Here is a 19,317-nt window from a genome sequence, read left to right on the forward strand (position 1 = left end):
CCCCCCCCCCCCCCCCCCCCCCCCCCCCCCCCCCCCCCCCCCCCCCCCCCCCCCCCCCCCCCCCCCCCCCCCCCCCCCCCCCCCCCCCCCCCCCCCCCCCCACCAAGCGCATGCGTGGCCCACGCAACGCGGCAGGCAGGAGCAGGATCCTGCCGGGGCAGTTACTGCAGCGCGGAAGTGAGGCGAGAGAGGTTGTCGAGCAGTTGCGAGCGCAGGGGCTGCTTGCTCCACTCTTCCAGCGTGAGCTCTCGCGAGTTCTCGTGGTAACACGCCACGACCTCGTCGAGCTCGCGGACGAAGATCTCGCTGTAGACCACCATCGAGATCTCCATGTTCAGGCTGAACGAGCGCTCGTCCATGTTGGAGGAGCCGATGACCGCGACCGAGTCGTCGATGCTGAAGTGCTTCGAGTGCAGGATGTACGGCGGCTTGAACATGAAGATGCGCACGCCCGCTTTCAACAGTTCCTCATAGTAGGAGCGTTGCGCGTGGTACACCATCGGCTGGTCGCCGATCTCAGACACGAACAATTCGACCTCGACGCCGCGCGCCGTCGCCGCGCGCAGCGCGTTCATAATGGACGACTCGGGCACGAAGTACGGGCTCGTGATGCTGACGCGCTTGCGTGCCATGTACATCAGCGAGACAAACACTTGGAGGTTGTTCTCGTCCGAGAAGCCCGGTCCGCTCGGCAGCACCTGGCAGTGCAGGTTCTGGTCGCAATGCTCGACCGCCTCGAGCACCCACTCCTCGCTCAGGAGCTCGTCGGTCTCGAGGTACCAGTCGCTCACGAACACCGCGTTGAGGCCGAGCACCACCGGTCCCTCGACCCGGACCATGAGGTCCTTCCAGTGCAGTCCGCGACGAATGTTGGACTTCTTGTTGTAGGTCGAGTCGACGAGGTTCTGCGAGCCCATAAAGCCGACCTTGCCGTCGACCACCATGATCTTGCGGTGGTTGCGGAGGTCCGGCCGCTGGTACTGCCAGCGCCAGGGGCGCACCGGCAGCATGTACGACCACTCCGCGCCGACCTGCTTGAGCATGCGCACGGTCTTGCGGTTGCCCGGCGCACGCACCGCCGCGATGTGATCGAGCAGCACCCGAACGGTGACGCCGCGGGCGGTCGCCTCGCGGATGGCCTCGAAGAAATCGGCGGTCGCCTGGTCGTAGGAGAGGATGTAGAACTCGATGTGGACGTAGCGCTTCGCCGCGCGAATCTCGGCGGTCATGTCTGCGATCGAGCCGTCGTAGTCGCGGCTAATGGTGGCCGAGTTACCCGAGAGCATGGGCTGCGCGCCGAGGTTTCGCCCCAGCACCGTGATGTCGTGTAGCCAGGGGTTCGCGTCAGTGTCGGTGTCGGGGCCGACGTGCTGGTCTTCAAACGCCAGCTCAGAGCGATCGGCGACCTCCGCGATGAGCTGATGGATCTTGTCTTGCTTCGCCACCCGCCCGCGGGGCAGACGGTTGCTCCCGATGATGAGGAACAGGATGATGCCGGGCACCGGGAGGAAGAAGATCGCCAGCAGCCAGGCCATGCCCGAGGTCGGCTTACGATTGCGCGGGACGACAAAGAGGGCGACGATACGGATGGTCATGTCGATGGCCAGCGCAATCATCGCTGAGTTTGCGGGCAGCACCCAGGTGAATTCCACGTCTGCCCCTTCGTCGACGGATAGTATGCACCACCCTATCGGCGCGCGGGCCGTCCCGCGGAATGCCCCGCTCAGAGCACGGGGCTAATCTTTCGCGGGCAGGCCCAGCTTTGCCCGTTCCTCAGCCTCGATCTCGCTGTACACCTTCCGCGCCGTGCGGTCGGCACGCAGGATGATGCGGATGACGTAGAAGAAGAAGATACCGATCAGCACGGTCGGGGTGAGCGACCAGAGCGCGTTGACCCACCAGTTTTCCATGAGGACAGACTACCTGGTCAGCTCCTCGCAAAGCTGGGCGACGCCGGATACAACAGGCCCGGCGCCACCCACCGCGCTACTTGACGAGCGGGAAGAGGATCGTCTCACGGATCCCGAGGCCCGTGAGCGCCATGAGCAGGCGGTCCATGCCCATGCCCATGCCGCCCGACGGCGGCATGCCGTGCTCGAGGGCGCGCAAGAATTCCTCGTCGATGGGCATCGCCTCGACGTCGCCCTTGGCGCCCATCGCGGCCTGCTCGACGAAGCGCTCGCGCTGCACGACCGGGTCCACCAGCTCGGAGTATCCGGTGGCGAGCTCGAACCCTCGAATGTACAGGTCCCACTTCTCGACCACGCCGGCGATCGAGCGGTGCTGACGGGTGAGGGGGCTCGTCTCGACCGGGAAGTCCATCACGAAGGTCGGACGCGTCAGCCCGTCCTTCACGAAGTGCTCCCAGAGCTCTTCAACGAGCTTGCCGTGGTTGGGCAACGGCACCTCGACGCCTTCCGCATCGGCCAGCGCCTGCAGCTCTTCCACTGACGTGGAGGGCGTGATCTCGCGGCCGGCCGCCTCAGACAGCGTGCCGTACATCGAAATGCGGTCCCACTCTCCGCCCAGGTCGAACAGCGTGCCGTCCGCCCAGAGGACGACCTGGGTGCCCTCGCGCTCGGTGCCGCGGTTGACCGCCAGGGCGGCCTTTTGGATCAGTTCCTGCGTGAGGTTGGCAATCGATGTGTAGTCGCCGTACGCCTCGTACGCCTCGAGCATCGCGAACTCAGGGCTGTGCGTCGAGTCAGCGCCCTCGTTGCGGAAGTTCCGGTTGATCTCGAAGACGCGCTCGAGGCCGCCGACGACCGCGCGCTTGAGGTACAGCTCCGGCGCGATGCGCAGGAACAGCTCGGTGTCGAACGCGTTCGAGTGGGTGACGAAGGGACGTGCCGAAGCGCCGCCGTGCATCGTCTGCAGCATCGGGGTCTCGACCTCGAGGAAGTCGTGCTCGGCGAACGTCTCGCGCAGGCTCGCCATGGTCTTGGCGCGCGTGAACACGTTGGTGCGTGCCTGCTCGCGCACGATGAGGTCAAGGTAGCGCTGACGCACCCGCGTCTCCTCGTTCAGCTCGCTGTGGAGGTTGGGCAGCGGGACAACGGCCTTCGCCGCGATCTGCCACTCGGACACCATGATCGACAGCTCGCCGCGGCGGCTCGAGATGACCTGGCCGCGCACGAACAGGTGGTCGCCGAGATCGACGAGCTCCTTGTAGCGCGCGAGCGACTCCTCGCCCACCTCGGCCAGGCTCACCATGGCCTGGATCCGGGTGCCGTCGCCCGACTGCAGCGACGCGAAGCAGAGCTTGCCCGTATTGCGCTGGAAGACAACGCGACCCGAGACGCCGACGATCTCGCCCGAGGCCGTGTCGGGGACCTCCTCGAGGTGGCCAAACTGCGCCCGGACCTGGCCGATCGTGTGCGTGACCGGCACCGACACCGGGTACGCGCCGCCGCCGAGGTCGGTGGCCTCGGCGTTGAGCCGATCGCGCTTCGCGAGACGCACGGCCTTCTGCTCGAAGATTTCCTCTTCGCTCTGCAGGGCAGAGTCAGTGGGCGCGTTCGCGGGCGTAGTCTGATCGCTCATCGTGGCGGGGTCCTCCGGGGGTTGGGTTTCGGACCAGTCTACCGGGGGTCTTCCTCGACAAACGGCCCGTCAGGATCCTGCCTGGCCGCGATCAACAACGCCTCGTCGACGGACGCGCGCACGAGCCCGCTCACGACGCGACTCGGGCGGTCGAGCCCGAGAGCGCGCAGCGCGTCGGTGGCCTGGCGCACGACGGCAGCCGAGAGCTCGACAGCAGCATCGATGGCCTCGCCGTAGGCCGCCCGATCCGCCTCGGCCACGACCACTGGTTCCGCGCCGATCTCGACCGCGAGGGCCTGGCCGATCGGCAGCACGGGGGCCGGTGCCGTGACCGCGACCGTCGCCTCGTGCAGGCGACTCACGTCCATACTCGTGCCGGTGAACACGAGCGCGGGGTGAAACGCGATCGGAATCACGCCGGCGGCCATCGCCGGGGCGAAGACCCCGATGCCGAGAGACGCGACGGTGTGGAGCACGAGCTGCCCCGGCTGCCAGGCACTCGTCTCGGTCAACCCGCGCACGAGCCCCGGGAGTTCGTCGCCGGGTACCGCGAAAATCACGAGCTCGGAGCGGCGAACGACCTCCGGAATATCGAGCACCGGGACCCCCGGCAGCATCGCCTCGACGCGCTCGACGCGATCCTCCCCGACGGCGGTGATGCCGGTGATCGCGTGGCCGGCCCCCGCGAGGGCGCGGCCCAGGACGGGCCCGACCTTCCCGGCACCGATGATCCCGACGCCGAGGCGCCCCGCGGGACTCATCGCTCGGCCCCCGGGGCCTCTGACTTGTGCGAGTCCTCCCAGCCGGCCTCGACCGCCGCCGCAACGATTGCAGAGAATGCCGCCTGCGCGTCGACAAGCGCGAGGCCCGAGACGCGGGTCCGCACGGGGCCGAGCACCGTGTGCGTGGTGAGTGCCGCGAGCCCCAGCGGGCGATGGAGCAGCCCGCGGTGTAGCTGCACCGACTGGATGCGCACCATCGGCACGAGCGCCAGCCTCCGGGTCGCCACTCCCCGGCGCAGTCTCACGTGCGCCGCGTCTGCCGAGGTCGCGGCCGAAACTTGCAGACCGTTCCTACGTCGCGCGAACCACAGGATCCAGGCCGCACGCTTCGGCGAGCCGACGAAGCCGCCCGAGCGTCCCATCATCGCCTCGCCCAGTTCGTCCGGCGACATGCCATGCGCCGGCAACAGGACATCGAGCACGCGCGCGGCGTCCGCGAACTTCCCGACGGGCAGCATGGTGTTGAGCAGTACGCCAGTGCCGCCGCCGCTCGTCGGGCCGAGACCCGCGGTCGTGATGCGCACGTGCCACCAGCCGAATGGGCGCCAGCCGAGCGGCTGGAAGACCTCGATGGCGTGGATGCGGCCGCGCGGAATGGTCTCGGTGACGGTGGAGAGCAGGCCGGTCGAGACCCGGACACCCTGTTCGCTCAGCGAGAGGTGGAAGTTCATGCTGCGGGTGAAGCTCGCGAAAGTCACACCGAAGAACGTGATCACCGTCGGCACCAGCATGAAGAGCAGCACGCTCTCGCCGAGGATGCCGGCGATGATGATGCCGGCGATGCCGACCACGAAGATGATCGTCGGCCACGACAGCAGCGTCGCCCCCAACAGGCGACCGGCCGGCACGGAGACAAGAGAGTCGCCGGCGCCCGCGTCTAGGTCGAGGTCAGCGAAATCCTCAACGCGGTTCGCCAGTTGACCGGGCATTGCCGCGAGGGCCGGATCGCGGTGCGGCAGGGTCTCCCCCGCGGGCGAGCCTTCCGGCGAAAGGGCGGACGCGGGCACGGCCGGATCCTGCGGACTTGGCGCGACCCCCGCGCCCGTCCGGCGCGCCGCGACCTCGGCGAGAATGTGCTCTCGCTCGGCCTTTGCATCTCGATGTCCGAGGTAGTTGAGCTTCACCTTGCCGTCTTGGCCGGCGGTCGCGACCTCGAGCATGGTGAGCCCGAGCAGCCGCGCGAGCAGCGGGCGCTGCAGGTTCACCCCCTGAATGCGGTCGAGCGGGGCGCGACGGTGCTGACGGAACAGGATCCCGCTGCGCGACTCGACCGACTCGCTCGTGATGCGATAGGTGTGCATGCGCCAGCCGAGCCAGGAAAACAAGACAACGAAGAGCAATACCCCGAACACTGCGAGGAATGCGACGAGGACGAGGTTGCGTTCCAGGATGACATCGATGAGGTCACCGCTGCTCCCCGATTCCTCAGCCCAGGGCACATCGACGAGCACGATTGCGACCAGCCGGTCGCGCAGATTCGCGAGCACGATGCCCGCGACGACGAGCACAAAAAGCCCGCCGCGCAAGAGCGGCGACAGCGGGTGCAGCCGCCGCCAGCCGTCGGACGGTTCGGGCGCCGCGGCCTCGGGCACCGGGGCCCCGGGCGTCAGATCGGTCACAGGCCCGACCGGCGGGTCTCAGCGAGTGCCACGAGCTGATCGCGCAGCTCGAGCGCGTCGGCCTCGCGCAGCCCGGGCAGTTGGACATTGGTCGCGGCAGCGGCGGTGACGAACTTCAGCGTCGTGAGGCCGAGGGCGCGCAGCACTGGCCCGCGGTGGGTGTCAATGAGCTGCATGCGCCCATAGGGCACGGCGACCACGCGCTCGAACATGATGCCGCGCCGGAAGAGCAGGTCGTCCTGGCGCAGCTGGTAGCCGATCGCCCGCACCCGGCGCACTCCGAAGGCGGCGTTGACCAGGATGAGCGCGGCGACAGCGCCCAGGATCCAGGGGAAGAACGGAGGGAGCTCGTCGTCGGCCAGGACCGGCACCACCAGCCACAGCACGCCGACGATCAGCAGCGGAACGACGTTGCCGACGAGGTCGACCCAGACGTAGGAGGGCGACACCCGGCGCCACTGCCCGGAGTCGCTGGCGGGCACGGTCTCAATTGCCGAGTCGGTCATTGATGAGTCTCTCTGCGCATCTGTCACGCTCCCATTCTGCCGGACGGGCGCCCGCGAGGGGGAACTGACCTACGCCGGCTGATCGGCCGGGTCTGTGCCCCGATCGGAATCGCGTGCCTCATCCTGGTCCTGCGGGGGCACCCGGCAGAGCCGCTCGGCGATGACGCCGCAGACGAGCAGGGCGACGGCGGCGATCAGGGTTGCGAGCATTGGCACCCAAATGCTGACGCTCGTCGGGACGGGACGCCCCGCGAGCGAGAGCAACAGGCCGGCCCCGAACCCGCCGATCAGCCCGCCCACGAACTGCGAGGCGCGCGCCGCGGCGAGCACCCGCACCGCTTGGAACGGGTTCACCGGGCCCGTTTCCGGGCGGCTCACCCGCCGGCGCAACAGCACCGCGAGAGTGAGCAGCACGGCCCCGAGCACGACCATCGTCGCCGGCAGCGAGTAGGGCGGGGCGAGGGGAGGCTGACCCGAACCCGAGCGCGCGAACTGCACGACCAGGCCGACCGCGAGACCCGTCGCCGCGAACGCGAGGACGACGAGTGGGTGAGTGCGCTGCAGCTTGGGGTTCATCGGGTCTCCCGCACCGCGGCGTCGGCGGCTTCGGTCGTGGCTGAGAGTGGCAGGGTCGTGTCGCCCACACGCGCGAGCAACTCGGCCACGCGGCCGTGGCCCATCAGCACGGCGTCGGGTTCGAGCGCGAGCCAGGGCGCGAGCACGAAGTCGCGTTCGAAGGCGCGCGGGTGCGGGACGGTGAGGCGCTCGTCCTGCACCACACGACCGCCGAAGAGGATGAGGTCGACGTCGAGCGTGCGATCGCCCCAGCGGGCCTCGCGCGTGCGCCCGTGGGTTGATTCCATGCGCTGGAGCAAGTCGAGCAGTTCGTGCGGCGACAGCGTGGTCGTGGCCCGCGCGACGCCGTTGACATAGCGGGGCGCCGACTCGTCCGGGCCGTCGAGGGTGAGCGCGATGGTTTCGCGCAGCGGCGAGGCAGCGAACTCAATGATCCCGTGGCTACCCGCGAGCTCCCGCTGGGCCGCCGCGATGGTGCCGCTGCGGTCGCCCAGGTTCGACCCGAACGCGAGCAGGATCGGCACGACCTGCGCGATCATCGGGCGCCCTCGGCGGCGGCGAGCCGCACGACGGTCACGGACACGTCCGCAAACGGGACCGTGATCGGGGCGTTCGGCTTGTGAACGGTGATGCGTGTCGCGGTGACGCCGGCGAAGCCGAGGGCGACGGCGGCGACCCGCTCGGCGACGGTCTCGATCAGGTCGACCGGGTCGCGCTCGACCGAGGCGACGATGGCGGCTGCGAGCTCGCCGTAGTGCACGGTCCGGGCAAGCTCGTCGCCGGCCGAAGCCGCCGCGAGGTCGACCGCGACGGTCGCGTCGATCACGAAGCGCTGGCCGTCCGAACGCTCGTGCGCAAACACGCCGTGGTGGGCGAAGGCCTCGAGGCCGACGAGGTCGATCCGGTCGCCCGCAAAGTGGTTCATGAGCGCTCCCCCGGCTCGTTTCGGTCTTCCGCGAACGCCCACGCGCGTTCCACCGCGAGGGCCTGCACTGTGCCGGGCACGTCGTGCACACGCACCGCCCAGGCGCCGGCCCGCGCCGCGAGCGCCGATACGACCGCGGTCGCGAGGTCGCGGTCGCGGGGGCCGAGCTCCGCTGCGGCGTGCGCGCCGGCGGCAGCATGATCCTGGGCCGCGCCGGCGGCGGGCAGCGCCTCAAGTAGCTCGCCGAGCATCCGCTTGCGCGACGCCCCGACGAGCACTCGCGTGCCGGGGTCGGCGAGTTCGCCGAGTCGGGCCAGCAGCGCCCAGCCCTGTTCGGAGGTCTTATCGAAGCCGAGGCCAGGGTCGACGATGATGCGCTCGGCGGCGATGCCCGCTTCGCGGGCCGCGGCGACCCGCAGCGCGAGCGCACCCCGCACCTCGCGCACGACGTCGCGGTAGTCCGAGCGGCGATGCGCCACGTCAGGGATGCCGCGCCAATGGCCGAGTGCGATCTCGGCGCTGGAATCGGCGACGACGCGCAGCATGTCGGGGTCGGATTCACCGCCCGAGACGTCGTTGACGAGGCGCGCTCCGGCCGCGACCGCGGCCTCAGCCGTGCGTGCTCGCAGCGTGTCGATCGAGACCGGGATGCCGCCCTCGGCGAGCGCACGCACGACGGGGAGTACCCGGCGCAGCTCGTCGTCGGGGGCCACACGGGTCGCCCCCGGTCGGGTTGACTCGCCACCGACGTCGATGAAGTCGGCGCCGAGGCGCGCGAGCTCGAAGCCGCGCGCAATGGCCACGTCGGTGGCCGCGAAGTCGCCGCCGTCGCTGAACGAGTCAGGGGTGACGTTGAGCACCCCGAGGACGAGGGTCATCGGGTGGCCCCGGCCGACTCTCCTGCCCGGTCGGTCGACCGGTCGCCCATCGAGATCAGGGCCATCACCTCGGCGCGTTCGACCGCGTCGACGTACACACCGCGAGACGCGATCGTGACTGCGGAGCTGTCGGCCTGGCGCACGCCGCGATCGGTCACGCAGCCGTGCTGCGCCTCGATCACCACGAGCACACCGTGTGGGGCAAGCGCGGTGTCGACCGTCTCGGCGATCTGCTCGCCGAGGCGTTCCTGCAGCTGTGGGCGTGCCGCGAGCACTTCGACGACGCGGGGCAGCGCCCCGAGGCCCACGACCCGCGCGTGGGGGCGGTAGGCGATGTGGACGCGACCGCGGAACGGGAGCAGGTGGTGTTCGCACACGGACCGCAGCGTGATGTCGCGCATCAGCACCAGCTCGCCGGTGTCTTCGCCGACCGGGACTGCCTCGGAGAGCAGCTCCGCCGGGTCAACCCCGACGCCCGCGAAGAACTCTGCGTACGACTGGGCGACCCGGTCGGGAGTCGCTGCCAGCTCCTCCCGATCGGGGTCCTCGCCGATCGCCAGGAGCAGTTCACGCACTGCGGCGCGGATCCGCTCCTGATCGATCCCCGCCGCGTGCGTCATGAACCGGCCGGATCGGGCGAAGTCGCGGGAGGATCCGCAGGAGGCGCCGCGGGCGTGCTTTCCGCGGTGTCTGCTTCAGCGGCGGGCGCCGCGTCGCTCGAAAGGCGAGCCGCATCGGTCGATGCCGAGGCGGGCACCTCGATCGGCGGACGCGTCGAGACCGGGCGTTCGTCGTTTGACAGCCAGACGGGGCGGGGGTCGAGGCGGCGGACGTCCTTGAAGATCTCGGCCAGCTGGTTGTGGTCGAGCGTCTCCTTCTCGAGCAGCTCGAGCGCGAGCTTGTCGAGTACGTCGCGGTTCTCGACGAGCACTCGGTAGGCCTCGTCGTGCGCCTGCTCAAGGATCGCGCGCACCTCGGCGTCGACCTTCTCAGCAATGCCCTCGGAGTAGTCGCGACTTTGGCCGAACTCCCCCATGAACGCGCCCCCCTGTGCCTGGCCCAGGCGGACCGGGCCGAGCGTCGCGGACATGCCGTACTCGGTCACCATCTTGCGCGCTGTCGAGGTCGCCTTCTCGATGTCGTTCCCGGCGCCGGTGGTGGGGTCGTGGAACACCAATTCCTCGGCCACGCGTCCGCCGAGGGCGTAGGCGAGCTGATCCTGCAGCTCGTTGCGGGTAATGGAGTAGCGGTCCTCCAACGGAATCACCATCGTGTACCCGAGGGCGCGTCCGCGGGGCAGGATCGTGACCTTCGTCACCGGATCGCTGTGGTTCATCGAGGCCGCCACCAGCGCGTGACCACCCTCGTGGTACGCGGTGATCAGCTTTTCCTTGTCGCGCATGACGCGCGTGCGGCGCTGCGGGCCGGCGATGACGCGGTCAATCGCCTCGTCGAGCGCGCGGTTGTCGATCAGCTGCGCGTTCGAACGGGCGGTCAGGAGTGCCGCCTCGTTGAGCACGTTCGCGAGGTCGGCACCGGTGAACCCAGGGGTCTTGCGCGCGACGACGTCGAGATCGACATTCTTCGACAGCGGCTTGCCCTTCGAGTGCACCTCGAGGATCTTCTTCCGGCCAGCCATGTCGGGGGCGTCGACGCCCACCTGGCGGTCGAAACGACCCGGGCGAAGCAGCGCGGGATCGAGCATGTCCGGGCGGTTGGTCGCCGCGATCATGATGACGTTCGCCTTGGGGTCGAAGCCGTCCATTTCGACAAGCAGCTGGTTCAGCGTCTGCTCGCGCTCATCGTGGCCGCCACCCATGCCCTGGCCGCGACGCTGGCCGACGGCATCAATCTCATCGATGAAGATGATGGCGGGGGCGTTCGCCTTCGCGTCCTTGAAGAGGTCGCGCACCCTGCTCGCGCCGACGCCGACGAACATCTCGACGAAGTCCGATCCGGAGATGGAGTAGAACGGCACACCGGCCTCGCCGGCCACCGCGCGGGCGAGCAGGGTCTTGCCGGTTCCGGGAGGGCCGTACAGCAGCACGCCCTTCGGGATCTTGGCACCGACGGCCAGGAAGCGGGCGCCGTCCTGCAGGAAGTCCTTGATCTCGCCGAGTTCTTCGACGGCTTCGTCCGCGCCAGCGACGTCGGCGAAGGTGACCTGCGGGGTCTCCTTCGTGGTGAGCTTGGCCTTCGACTTGCCGAACTGCATGACCTTGTTGCCGCCGCCCTGCATGGAGGACAGCATCCACCAGAAGAACAGGCCGATCAGCAGGATCGGCAGCATGAAGCCGAGGATGGACCACCAGACGTTGGGCTGGGGCACCATATCGGTGAAGCCGTCCTTGGGCTTTGCCTCGTCCACCGCGGCAACCACGGCGTCGCCCCGCTGCGAGACGTAGTAGAAGTACACGTCGGTGCCGTACTTCTTGTCGGCCTCGGTCAGCGTGAGGTTGACGCGCTGGTCAATGTCGACGATCTCGGCGTGAGCGACTTTGCCGTCTTGCAACATCTCGAGGCCGTCTTGCGTGCTGACCTCACGCACGCCGCCCCCGGCGAGCAGCGACCAGCCGATGAGCACAATGATCGGCGCCAGGATCAAGTACAGGAGGGGACCGCGAAAGATCTTCTTGCCCGCGGGGAGTGTCTGTGCCAAATCGGCGCCTTTCTGGGATGCATGAACCGCTTGGTTCGGCACTTGTCAGAGTAGCCGGTGCTTCCCACACGACCGCTGGGTTTCTGCCGAGGGCGAAACGCCCGGCACCCAGCAGTCGTGTGGGACAGCCCGTGCTACATGTGGGGCTACTCTCCGGAGTAGACGTGCGGCGCGAGAATCGCGACGTCGCGGAGGTTGCGGTAGTTCTCGGCGTAGTCGAGGCCGTAGCCGACCACGAACTCGTTCGGAATGTCGTAGCCGACGTACGCGACATCGACCTCGACCTTGAGCGCGTCGGGCTTGCGGAGCATCGTGCAGATGCGCACGGACTTGGCTCCGCGGTTCTCGAGATTCTCCTTGAGCCAGCTCAGCGTCAGGCCCGAGTCAATGATGTCCTCGACGATCAGGACGTCGCGCCCCATAATGTCGGCATCGAGGTCCTTGAGGATGCGCACAACGCCGCTCGACTTGGTGCCCGCGCCATACGAGCTGACAGCCATCCAGTCCATCTGGGCCTGGAAGCGCAGCGCACGGCTGAGGTCGGCCATCACCATGACGGCGCCCTTGAGCACGCCGACGAGCAGGGGCGGAGTGTCGCCGTAGTCCGCCTCGATCTCGCGGGCCAACTCCTGCAGCCGCTGGTGCAGTTCAGCCTCAGTGTGCAAGGTGACCGTGAGGTCGCCTCCGAGATCGTGAGCGTCCATCGATTTCCTACTCTCCGTGATCCTGCGAGTCCGCCCCGCCTGGGGTGACGCCTAAGGCGCGTTCGGGTGCGGTCGCCGCCGTAAATACCAGCCGGTCGCCAGTACGTACAACTCTAATGCCGGGCAGGTGCAGGGTTCCCTGTCCGTGCCAATTGGTCACGAGCTCCGCGACTGCGACGGTGTGCCCGCGGGCGAGCGAGACCCCGAACTCCGCCTCGGCGACTGTCCGAATGATGCGATGCCGAAGCGCCGCAGGGTTCGCCGCGAGCGCCGCGACCGACACCGAGATTCCCGCCTCGGCGTGCTCGACGATCTCCTCGATCGTCTCGGCGATCATCTCATCGAAGGCCTCCGCGTCCTCGCGGGCGAGCTCGGCGGTGCGAGCGAGCGCCTCGGCGATTCCCGGCCCCAGCTCGCGCTCAAGCATCGGGAGGACGCGCTCACGCACCCGCACGCGCGAAAACGCGGGGTCTGCGTTCTGCGGGTCAACCCACGGCGCTAGGCCAGCATCGGCGCAGGCGGCAAGCGTCGCGCTGCGAGGTAACCCCAAGAGGGGGCGCAGGATCCTGCCCCGGCGCGGCGGGATCCCGGCGAGGCTGCGGGTGCCCGAGCCGCGGGCGAGGCCGAGCAGCACCTGTTCGGCCTGGTCGTCCCGGGTATGCCCCGTCAGGATCCAGCTCGCGCCGAGCGCCGCTCGCGCCTGTTCGAGCGCGGCATAGCGGGCGTCTCGCGCTGCCGCCTCCGGACCGCCGGCGCCCGGCGTGCCGTTGACGTCCACGGCGACGACGCGCACCGGGTCCAGCCCGAGCCCACGCGCCGTCCCGGCCACTTGCTCGGCGACCCGGGCGGATCCTGTCTGCAGCCTGTGGTCGACGACGATCGCGCCAGCGGCAAGGCCCAGGCGTGGCGCCTCGAAGGCCGCCGCGGCCGCGAGGGCCAGCGAGTCGGCACCGCCCGACAGGGCCACGAGCACGAGCTCCCCGTCGCGCGCTCCTGCGAGTTCGAGGGCGGCTCGGACGGCGCGGCGGGCGTCAGCGATCGCGGGGGTCAGTCGGGGGCGTCGGGTCACCCCTCCACGGTACTCGCCTCGCGCACCCCCGAGCCCGGCCGCGAAATCCCGCGCTCCCACCGAGATCCAGTACCCTGGATCGCGTCGCCCGCCGCGTTTCGCCGCGGGCAGCACCCACCCACCGCGCCGAGCAGCCTCTCTTCTGGGGCCGGCGCCCAAGCACGAGGAGCTGGCATGACCGCCGAGTTCGATGCCGTCATCGAAATCCCCAAGGGGAGCCGCAACAAGTACGAGGTCGATCACGAGACCGGCCGGGTGTACCTCGACCGTGTGCTCTACACGGGCTTCGTCTACCCCACCGACTACGGCTTCTTCGAGGAGACCCTGGGCGAGGACGGCGATCCGCTCGACGTGCTCGTGCTGCTCGACTTCCCCGTCTTCCCGGGCGTCGGCATCAAGGTGCGCCCCGTCGGCGTGCTCAAGATGAGCGACGAGGCCGGCGGCGACGACAAGGTCATCGCCGTGCAGTACAAGGACCCGCGCTGGAGCCACATCCAGGACGTCGCGGACATCCCCGAGTACACCCGCAAGGAGATCGAGCACTTCTTCGAGCACTACAAGGACCTCGAGCCGAACAAGTGGGTCAAGGTCGACGCGTGGGGCTCGGCGGCTGACGCCGAGAAGCTCATCGTCGAGGCGCAGGAGCGCCTCGCGGCTCAGGGTCACTAAGACCGAGACGAAGCAAAAAGGCGGGGATCATGTGATCCCCGCCTTTTTCATGCCCCGAACGGCATCACCCTGTTACCAGTACAGCCCACGCTGCGCCATGAACGCGCGCGGATCGACGTAGCCACCGATGAGGACCTCGTAGTGCAGGTGCGGCCCGCTGGTGTTGCCGGTCATACCGACCCAGCCGATGACCTGGCCGACGTTCACCCACTGGCCATTGCCGACGTTGACCCCGTCCATGTGCGCGTAGCGGGTCTGCACGCCCCCGTCGTGGTTGATGTGCACCATGATGCCGCCGTAGTTGTCCTTGTAGCCCGCGTACGTCACGGTGCCGCTCGACGCGGCAACGATCGGGGTGCCGCGGCCCACCGCGAGGTCGAGCCCCGTGTGGCCGTAGTAGCCCCAGTAGTTTGTGCTGACCCAGCCGCCGACGGGGCGGGCCCAGGCGCCACCGCCGCCGCCACCGTTGTTGCCACCCCCGTTGCCGCCGCCGGTCTGCGGCGGGTTATTTGCAGCCTCCTCGGCAGCCTTGCGCGCGGCCTCGATTTCGGCGAGGCGCTGCTGCTCGGCGCGATACGCTACGCCGGCTTCGTAGTCGGCCGCCGTCTTCGCGGTCTTGTCTTGCAGCGCCGCGAGCTTCTCATTCAGGTCGGCCTGCAAATCGAGGTTCTTCTGGTACTCGACCCGCGTCTGCTCGACCGCCGCGGCGGCCGCCTCAGCCTTCTGCTCCTTGTCAGCAAAGAGCCGCTCGCGCTCAGCGCGCGCGGCCTTCGCCTGGTCGCCGAGCGATTGGGCGGCGTTCTGGGCAACCTGCGCCTCTTCCGACAGGCTCGTGTTGCGCTCGGTCGCCTTCGTCATCATCGCGAGGCGCTCGAGCAGCACGTCCGCCGTGCCCTCCTCCGCGCCGAGGAAGAGTTCCATGTTCCGGTCAACGCCGCCGGAGCGGTACATCTGCGAGACGAGCACGGCCGCCTGCTCGGCGGTGCGCTCGGCCTCGACCCGGCTCGCCTCGGCCTGGGCCTCGAGCGCGGTCGCCTTCTCATCGGCTCGCAGGAACTCCTGCTCGGCGTCGACCGCCTCCTGGTTCGCGACCGCGGAGGCCTGTTCGAGCCGGGCGAGCTCGGCCTGGACGTCGGCGATGTAGCCCTTGATCTCGCTGACCTTGGCCGCCACCGCGGCCTGGTTCTGCTTCGCAGCGACTACGTCATCCCAGCTGGGGTAGTTCACCGCGACGGCAGCGGGCGCGCCGAATGCCACACCGGCAAGCAGCACCGCGCTCGTCGCAAGCGCGGCCAACGCCGCACTCCATCGTCTCGATCGGCTCACCTGTAGCGCCTTCATTCCGCCCCCGCTATCGTCGTCAATCCGCGCGCCAAGGACGCACAATCGGGTTCCACGCTAGCAGGTGGCGTTTCAGGGCCTTTTCGACACGCGCTCGGGCAGGATCTGACCGGGTACTAGTGCCGCTCCCCCAGCGATCCGATGCGGTCGCCCGAAGCGGGGTCGAAGAGGTGGACGCGGCCCGTCGCCGGCAGCACGGTGACGCGCTCCCCTGCCTCGGGGTGCTCGCGTCCATCAACTCGTACGACGACCTCGGTGCGCGTGCCCGCAATGTCCGCGTGCCCGTAGAGGTAACCGTCCGCGCCGAGTTCCTCGACCAGGTCGACCTCGATCTCGAGGCCGGGCTCGCCGGCCACGGCGATCTTGAGATCCTCGGGGCGCACGCCCGCGATGACCTGGCCCCCGGTGACCCGCGGGCGAACGTCTGAAGCGATCGGCAGCGTCGCTGCGCCGAAACGAAGCCCCGCCTCATGCACGTCGACCGGGAAGAGGTTCATTGCGGGGCTGCCGATGAAGCCGGCGACGAACACGTTGCGCGGGCGGTCAAGCAATTCGCGCGGAGTGCCCACCTGCTGCAGCACCCCCAGCTTCATCACGGCGATCCGGTCCCCCATGGTGAGCGCCTCAGTCTGGTCGTGCGTGACGTAGACGGTGGTGACGCCCAGCTCGCGCTGCAGCGACGCGATCCTGGTGCGGGTCTGCACCCGCAGCTTGGCGTCGAGGTTCGAGAGGGGCTCGTCCATGAGGAACACCCGGGGCTGGCGGACGATCGCGCGGCCCATCGCGACGCGCTGGCGCTGGCCGCCCGAGAGCGCCTTGGGCTTGCGGTCGAGGTACTCGACGAGGTCGAGCTGCTCGGCGACGGCGCGCACGCGCTCGGCTCGTTCAGCCTTGTCGACGCCGGCGATCTTGAGCGCGAAGCCCATGTTCTCGGCGACCGTCATGTGCGGGTAGAGGGCGTAGTTCTGAAACACCATCGCGATGTCGCGATCCTTGGGTGCTGCGCGCGTCATGTCCTCGTCGCCGATGAGCACTCGGCCGCTGTCGACCTCCTCGAGCCCGGCGAGCATGCGCAGCGCGGTCGACTTGCCGCAGCCCGAAGGGCCCACCAGCACTAGAAATTCGCCGTCGGCGATCTCGAGGTGGAGGTCGTCCACTGCGGGACGTTCGGTCCCGGGGTACTGCAGGGTGACGCTGTCATAGGTGACGCTAGCCATGGTGCTGCTCTCTTTCACCGGCGGTACGTGCCGGGCGATCCTTCGTGAATGGGAGTGCCGACGACAGTGTCGGCGCGGCCAGTCTGCCACCTTGGGCGCGCAGTGCCAAGTGGCCCGGCAGGATCCTGCGGGTGCGCGCTCTCTCGGCGTCCGGCCCAGAGGGCGCGAGGTCACAACTCGGTATCACCTGCCCAAACCGGCGGAACTCCCGCTTGCATCAAATTAGTTCGTACGCTTTACTAACCACCATGACACGCACGGACGCAATGACGCGATCGGCCGACAACGCCGCCCCTGGCAGAAGCCTTCGCCAGCACGCGAAGGCGCTCCCCGAGCACGCCCGGTCGACGAACCGCACGCTGCTCCTGCAGACGCTGTACCGCTCGGAACCCATCAGCCGAGCGGACCTCGCCCGCGTCACCGGCCTCACCAAGGCCACGGTGTCTGACCTCATCGGCTCGCTGCTCGGGGACGGCCTGGTTCGCGAGCTCGGTCAGCGTGAGAGCGTTCGCCCGGGAAAGCCGGCCGTGCTGCTCGACATCAAGCGCGACGCCTACGTGATCATCGGCATTGACCTGAGCGAGCACGACCGCTTCCGCGGCGCGGTGCTCGACCTCGACGGCCGCGTGCTGCACGAAAGCGCGATTCCGCTGGACGGCGCGACCGGCGAGGATGCCCTGTCGCGCGTGCTCGCGCTCACGGACGCTCTCCTCGCGCTCACCACGGCCCCGGTGCTCGGGATCGGCATCGGGACCCCGGGCGTCGTCACCCTAGACGGCGTCGTCCGCACCGCCCCGAACCTGGGCTGGAGTGAGCTCGCGCTGCGCGACCGGGTCGCCGCGCACACCGGCCGCGCCGTCTCGGTCGGCAACGACGCAAACGTCGCGGTGCTGGCCGAGCACAACTACGGCGACTCCGGCAGCGACCTCATGCTCATCACCGTCGGCCACGGCATTGGCGCCGGGCTGCTCGTCGCGGGCGCACCGGTGCACGGCAGCCGCTTCGCTGCGGGCGAGATCGGCCAGGTCATGGTCGGGACCGACCTCGGCCTCGACGCCCCCTATACCCGCGAGCAGGTGCTCGAGCACTGGCTCACCGTGCCCGCGCTCACCGCCGCGCTCGCAGGAACAGACGATGCGGGGCGGAGGGCAGTGCTCCGAGAAGCGGGGCAGCGCCTCGGAGTGGCCCTCGCCCCGGTCGTCGGTGCGCTCAACCTCGCCGAGGTGGTGCTGGCGGGCCCCGAAGACCTGCTCGACGGACCGCTCGCCGATGCAGTGCTCGAGACCATCCGGCACCGCACCATGCCCGACTCGCACGACGACCTCGTCCTGCGGATGACGTCGCAGGGCGCCGACATCGTCCTCCGCGGAGCCGCTGCCCTCGTGCTGCACACCGAGCTCGGGCTCACCTAGACCTCCACATTTCTCCATTCGATTGACCCCGATGGTGCAGCAACCGCCGCACCGCCCCTCTGAAAGGAATTCACAATGAAGAGAAAGCTTGCGGGCCTCGCCGCCGTGGCCACAGCTTCCGCTCTCGTGCTGACCGGCTGCACGCCCTCGGGCGGCGACGCCGGAGCAGACGCCAGCGACAAGACCATCACGATGTGGGTCATTGGCGGTGACACCCCGGACGAACTTCGCACATATCTCAAGGATGAGTTCAAGAAGGAAACCGGCGCCACCCTCAAGATCGAGGAGCAGGGCTGGGGTGACATCATCACGAAGCTCACCAGCTCGCTTCCCGACGAAAACAACACCCCCGACGTCACGGAGATCGGCAACACGCAGTCGCCGACGTTCACGAACGTTGGCGCCTTCCTCGACATCAGCGACATGTACGACGAGCTCGGCGGGTCGGACCTGTTGCAGTCCTTCGTCGACGCAGGCGCGGTCGACGGCAAGAACTACACGCTGCCGTACTACTTCGGTTCGCGCTACATGTTCTCGCGCACGGACGTCTGGGATGCCGCGGGCGTCGCCAAGCCGACGACGCTTGACGAGTTCAACGCGGCGGTCAAGACGATCACCGAAAAGAACCCGAAGGGCATCGAGAATTTCTCGGGCTTCTACCTCGGCGGCCAGGACTGGCGCGACGGCATCTCCTGGATCTTCGCGAACGGCGGCGATATCGCCACCCTGCAGGACGGCAAGTGGGTCGCGACACTCGATTCGCCCGAGTCGCAGAAGGGCCTCGAGCAGTTGCAGGGCATCTACCGCGACGCCTCGCGCGCGCCGAACGACGCTAAGGACGCGAACCAGTACCAGTTCCTCAACGACTCGGACACGGTGACCGCCGAGGACGGCAGCACGACCGACCTCTCACTCGCCGCCGCCACCATCATGGCGCCGGGCTGGGCGCACTGGTCGATCGGCGACCTCGTCACGGGCGAGGATGGCAAGCCTGCCCGCGAGTGGAACGACGCCACCTTCGGCGCCTGGGTGCTGCCCGGCAACGACGGAAAGCCCGCCCCGGTCTTCGCCGGCGGCTCGAACATCGGCATCTCGGCCAAGACTCAGAACCCCGAGCTCTCGAAGGAACTGATGAAGATCATCTTCTCCGAGGAGTACCAGACCATGCTCGGCAAGAACGGTCTGGGCCCGGCGAACCAGCAGTACACCTCGTCGCTCGGGGACGATCAGTTCGCGAAGGCGCTCATCGAGTCGGCGTCGAACTCGAAGCTGACCCCGGCCGCTCCCGGCTGGGCCGCCGTCGAGGCCGCCAACGTCATGGAGGAGTTCTTCTCGAAGATCCGTGACGCTGATGACCTGAACGCCCTGGCGCTCGAGTACAACGCAAAGCTCGACGCTCTCCTCAACACCCAGTAGT

The 19,317-nt window shown here is 68.8% G+C and carries 19 protein-coding genes; 3 read left to right on the plus strand and 16 right to left on the minus strand.

From position 1 onward, the window contains the following. Nucleotides 1–161 precede the first annotated feature (161 nt). From cls to tilS, 14 genes are all read right to left on the minus strand, one after another. Nucleotides 162–1,616: a cardiolipin synthase gene (gene cls, locus KOE53_RS11795; protein WP_188058765.1), complete on the minus strand. Its 1,455-nt coding sequence runs from the start codon at nucleotides 1,614–1,616 to the stop codon at nucleotides 162–164. A gap of 120 nt (nucleotides 1,617–1,736) precedes the next feature. Further along, nucleotides 1,737–1,910 carry a hypothetical protein gene (locus KOE53_RS11800; RefSeq protein ID WP_188045786.1) on the minus strand — a complete coding sequence of 58 codons (174 nt, stop codon included), beginning with the start codon at nucleotides 1,908–1,910 and terminating at the stop codon, nucleotides 1,737–1,739. Nucleotides 1,911–1,986: 76 nt separating this feature from the next. After that, nucleotides 1,987–3,543: a lysine--tRNA ligase gene (gene lysS, locus KOE53_RS11805; RefSeq protein ID WP_188045787.1), complete on the minus strand. Its 1,557-nt coding sequence runs from the start codon at nucleotides 3,541–3,543 to the stop codon at nucleotides 1,987–1,989. A 38-nt stretch (nucleotides 3,544–3,581) separates the two neighbouring features. Next, on the minus strand, nucleotides 3,582–4,304 hold the full coding sequence (locus KOE53_RS11810; protein ID WP_188058616.1) for a Rossmann-like and DUF2520 domain-containing protein: 723 nt from the start codon (nucleotides 4,302–4,304) through the stop codon (nucleotides 3,582–3,584). Next, the gene (locus KOE53_RS11815) at nucleotides 4,301–5,944 is read right to left on the minus strand and encodes a PH domain-containing protein (protein WP_188058617.1); all 1,644 of its coding nucleotides are present in this window, start codon (nucleotides 5,942–5,944) and stop codon (nucleotides 4,301–4,303) included. The genes KOE53_RS11810 and KOE53_RS11815 overlap by 4 nt, the downstream gene beginning before the upstream one ends. Beyond that, entirely contained in the window at nucleotides 5,941–6,450 is a 510-nt protein-coding gene (locus KOE53_RS11820) for a PH domain-containing protein (protein WP_188045845.1), read from the minus strand. Before KOE53_RS11820 ends, KOE53_RS11815 begins: the two co-directional genes overlap by 4 nt. A 69-nt stretch (nucleotides 6,451–6,519) precedes the next feature. Next, nucleotides 6,520–7,026: a DUF3180 family protein gene (locus tag KOE53_RS11825; protein WP_188045790.1), complete on the minus strand. Its 507-nt coding sequence runs from the start codon at nucleotides 7,024–7,026 to the stop codon at nucleotides 6,520–6,522. Then, on the minus strand, nucleotides 7,023–7,565 hold the full coding sequence (gene folK / locus KOE53_RS11830) for a 2-amino-4-hydroxy-6-hydroxymethyldihydropteridine diphosphokinase (RefSeq protein ID WP_188058618.1): 543 nt from the start codon (nucleotides 7,563–7,565) through the stop codon (nucleotides 7,023–7,025). The genes KOE53_RS11825 and folK overlap by 4 nt, the downstream gene beginning before the upstream one ends. After that, a complete protein-coding gene (gene folB / locus KOE53_RS11835) occupies nucleotides 7,562–7,951 on the minus strand; it encodes a dihydroneopterin aldolase (protein ID WP_188045792.1) in 390 nt (129 codons plus the stop codon). The genes folK and folB overlap by 4 nt, the downstream gene beginning before the upstream one ends. Beyond that, nucleotides 7,948–8,829 (minus strand): dihydropteroate synthase, encoded by an 882-nt coding sequence (gene folP / locus KOE53_RS11840; RefSeq protein ID WP_188058619.1) that lies wholly within the window; start codon nucleotides 8,827–8,829, stop codon nucleotides 7,948–7,950. Before folP ends, folB begins: the two co-directional genes overlap by 4 nt. Beyond that, nucleotides 8,826–9,449 (minus strand): GTP cyclohydrolase I FolE, encoded by a 624-nt coding sequence (gene folE, locus KOE53_RS11845; protein WP_188058620.1) that lies wholly within the window; start codon nucleotides 9,447–9,449, stop codon nucleotides 8,826–8,828. Before folE ends, folP begins: the two co-directional genes overlap by 4 nt. Beyond that, a complete protein-coding gene (ftsH, locus tag KOE53_RS11850; RefSeq protein WP_188058621.1) occupies nucleotides 9,446–11,488 on the minus strand; it encodes an ATP-dependent zinc metalloprotease FtsH in 2,043 nt (680 codons plus the stop codon). The genes folE and ftsH overlap by 4 nt, the downstream gene beginning before the upstream one ends. A gap of 146 nt (nucleotides 11,489–11,634) precedes the next feature. Next, complete coding sequence (gene hpt, locus KOE53_RS11855; protein WP_188045795.1) at nucleotides 11,635–12,192, minus strand: hypoxanthine phosphoribosyltransferase; 558 nt, start codon at nucleotides 12,190–12,192, stop codon at nucleotides 11,635–11,637. Between the two features lie 7 nt (nucleotides 12,193–12,199). Then, nucleotides 12,200–13,261, minus strand: a complete 1,062-nt coding sequence (tilS, locus tag KOE53_RS11860; protein ID WP_188058622.1) for a tRNA lysidine(34) synthetase TilS — start codon at nucleotides 13,259–13,261, stop codon at nucleotides 12,200–12,202. Nucleotides 13,262–13,435: 174 nt separating this feature from the next. Here tilS and ppa point away from each other — a divergent pair, with 174 nt between their 5' ends. Next, nucleotides 13,436–13,930, plus strand: coding sequence for an inorganic diphosphatase (ppa, locus tag KOE53_RS11865; RefSeq protein ID WP_188058623.1), 495 nt, complete (start codon nucleotides 13,436–13,438; stop codon nucleotides 13,928–13,930). A gap of 72 nt (nucleotides 13,931–14,002) precedes the next feature. On the opposite strand, the gene KOE53_RS11870 is transcribed toward ppa, so the two are convergent. After that, the gene (locus KOE53_RS11870) at nucleotides 14,003–15,256 is read right to left on the minus strand and encodes a peptidoglycan DD-metalloendopeptidase family protein (protein ID WP_353055648.1); all 1,254 of its coding nucleotides are present in this window, start codon (nucleotides 15,254–15,256) and stop codon (nucleotides 14,003–14,005) included. A gap of 131 nt (nucleotides 15,257–15,387) precedes the next feature. Next, nucleotides 15,388–16,488, minus strand: coding sequence for an ABC transporter ATP-binding protein (locus KOE53_RS11875; protein ID WP_188045799.1), 1,101 nt, complete (start codon nucleotides 16,486–16,488; stop codon nucleotides 15,388–15,390). A gap of 248 nt (nucleotides 16,489–16,736) precedes the next feature. Between KOE53_RS11875 and KOE53_RS11880 the strand changes: the two genes are divergently transcribed. Both KOE53_RS11880 and KOE53_RS11885 read left to right on the plus strand, forming a co-directional pair. Further along, nucleotides 16,737–17,900: an ROK family transcriptional regulator gene (locus KOE53_RS11880; RefSeq protein WP_188058625.1), complete on the plus strand. Its 1,164-nt coding sequence runs from the start codon at nucleotides 16,737–16,739 to the stop codon at nucleotides 17,898–17,900. Between the two features lie 75 nt (nucleotides 17,901–17,975). Further along, nucleotides 17,976–19,316: an extracellular solute-binding protein gene (locus tag KOE53_RS11885; RefSeq protein WP_188058626.1), complete on the plus strand. Its 1,341-nt coding sequence runs from the start codon at nucleotides 17,976–17,978 to the stop codon at nucleotides 19,314–19,316. The last annotated feature ends 1 nt before the right edge of the window (nucleotide 19,317 follow it).

It is taken from the genome of Leucobacter sp. CX87 (genome assembly GCF_018682295.1).
GTDB lineage: Bacteria > Actinomycetota > Actinomycetes > Actinomycetales > Microbacteriaceae > Cx-87.

Coding starts and splice junctions, on each gene's coding strand:
- cls (WP_188058765.1), bottom strand. CDS start 1,616: ATGATTGCGCTGGCCATCGACATGACCATCCGTATCGTCGCCCTCTTT.
- ppa (WP_188058623.1), top strand. CDS start 13,436: ATGACCGCCGAGTTCGATGCCGTCATCGAAATCCCCAAGGGGAGCCGC.
- KOE53_RS11875 (WP_188045799.1), bottom strand. CDS start 16,488: ATGGCTAGCGTCACCTATGACAGCGTCACCCTGCAGTACCCCGGGACC.
- hpt (WP_188045795.1), bottom strand. CDS start 12,192: ATGGACGCTCACGATCTCGGAGGCGACCTCACGGTCACCTTGCACACT.
- lysS (WP_188045787.1), bottom strand. CDS start 3,543: ATGAGCGATCAGACTACGCCCGCGAACGCGCCCACTGACTCTGCCCTG.
- KOE53_RS11800 (WP_188045786.1), bottom strand. CDS start 1,910: ATGGAAAACTGGTGGGTCAACGCGCTCTGGTCGCTCACCCCGACCGTG.
- KOE53_RS11885 (WP_188058626.1), top strand. CDS start 17,976: ATGAAGAGAAAGCTTGCGGGCCTCGCCGCCGTGGCCACAGCTTCCGCT.
- folB (WP_188045792.1), bottom strand. CDS start 7,951: ATGAACCACTTTGCGGGCGACCGGATCGACCTCGTCGGCCTCGAGGCC.
- folE (WP_188058620.1), bottom strand. CDS start 9,449: ATGACGCACGCGGCGGGGATCGATCAGGAGCGGATCCGCGCCGCAGTG.
- KOE53_RS11880 (WP_188058625.1), top strand. CDS start 16,737: ATGACACGCACGGACGCAATGACGCGATCGGCCGACAACGCCGCCCCT.
- folP (WP_188058619.1), bottom strand. CDS start 8,829: ATGACCCTCGTCCTCGGGGTGCTCAACGTCACCCCTGACTCGTTCAGC.
- KOE53_RS11825 (WP_188045790.1), bottom strand. CDS start 7,026: ATGAACCCCAAGCTGCAGCGCACTCACCCACTCGTCGTCCTCGCGTTC.
- KOE53_RS11820 (WP_188045845.1), bottom strand. CDS start 6,450: ATGACCGACTCGGCAATTGAGACCGTGCCCGCCAGCGACTCCGGGCAG.
- folK (WP_188058618.1), bottom strand. CDS start 7,565: ATGATCGCGCAGGTCGTGCCGATCCTGCTCGCGTTCGGGTCGAACCTG.
- KOE53_RS11810 (WP_188058616.1), bottom strand. CDS start 4,304: ATGAGTCCCGCGGGGCGCCTCGGCGTCGGGATCATCGGTGCCGGGAAG.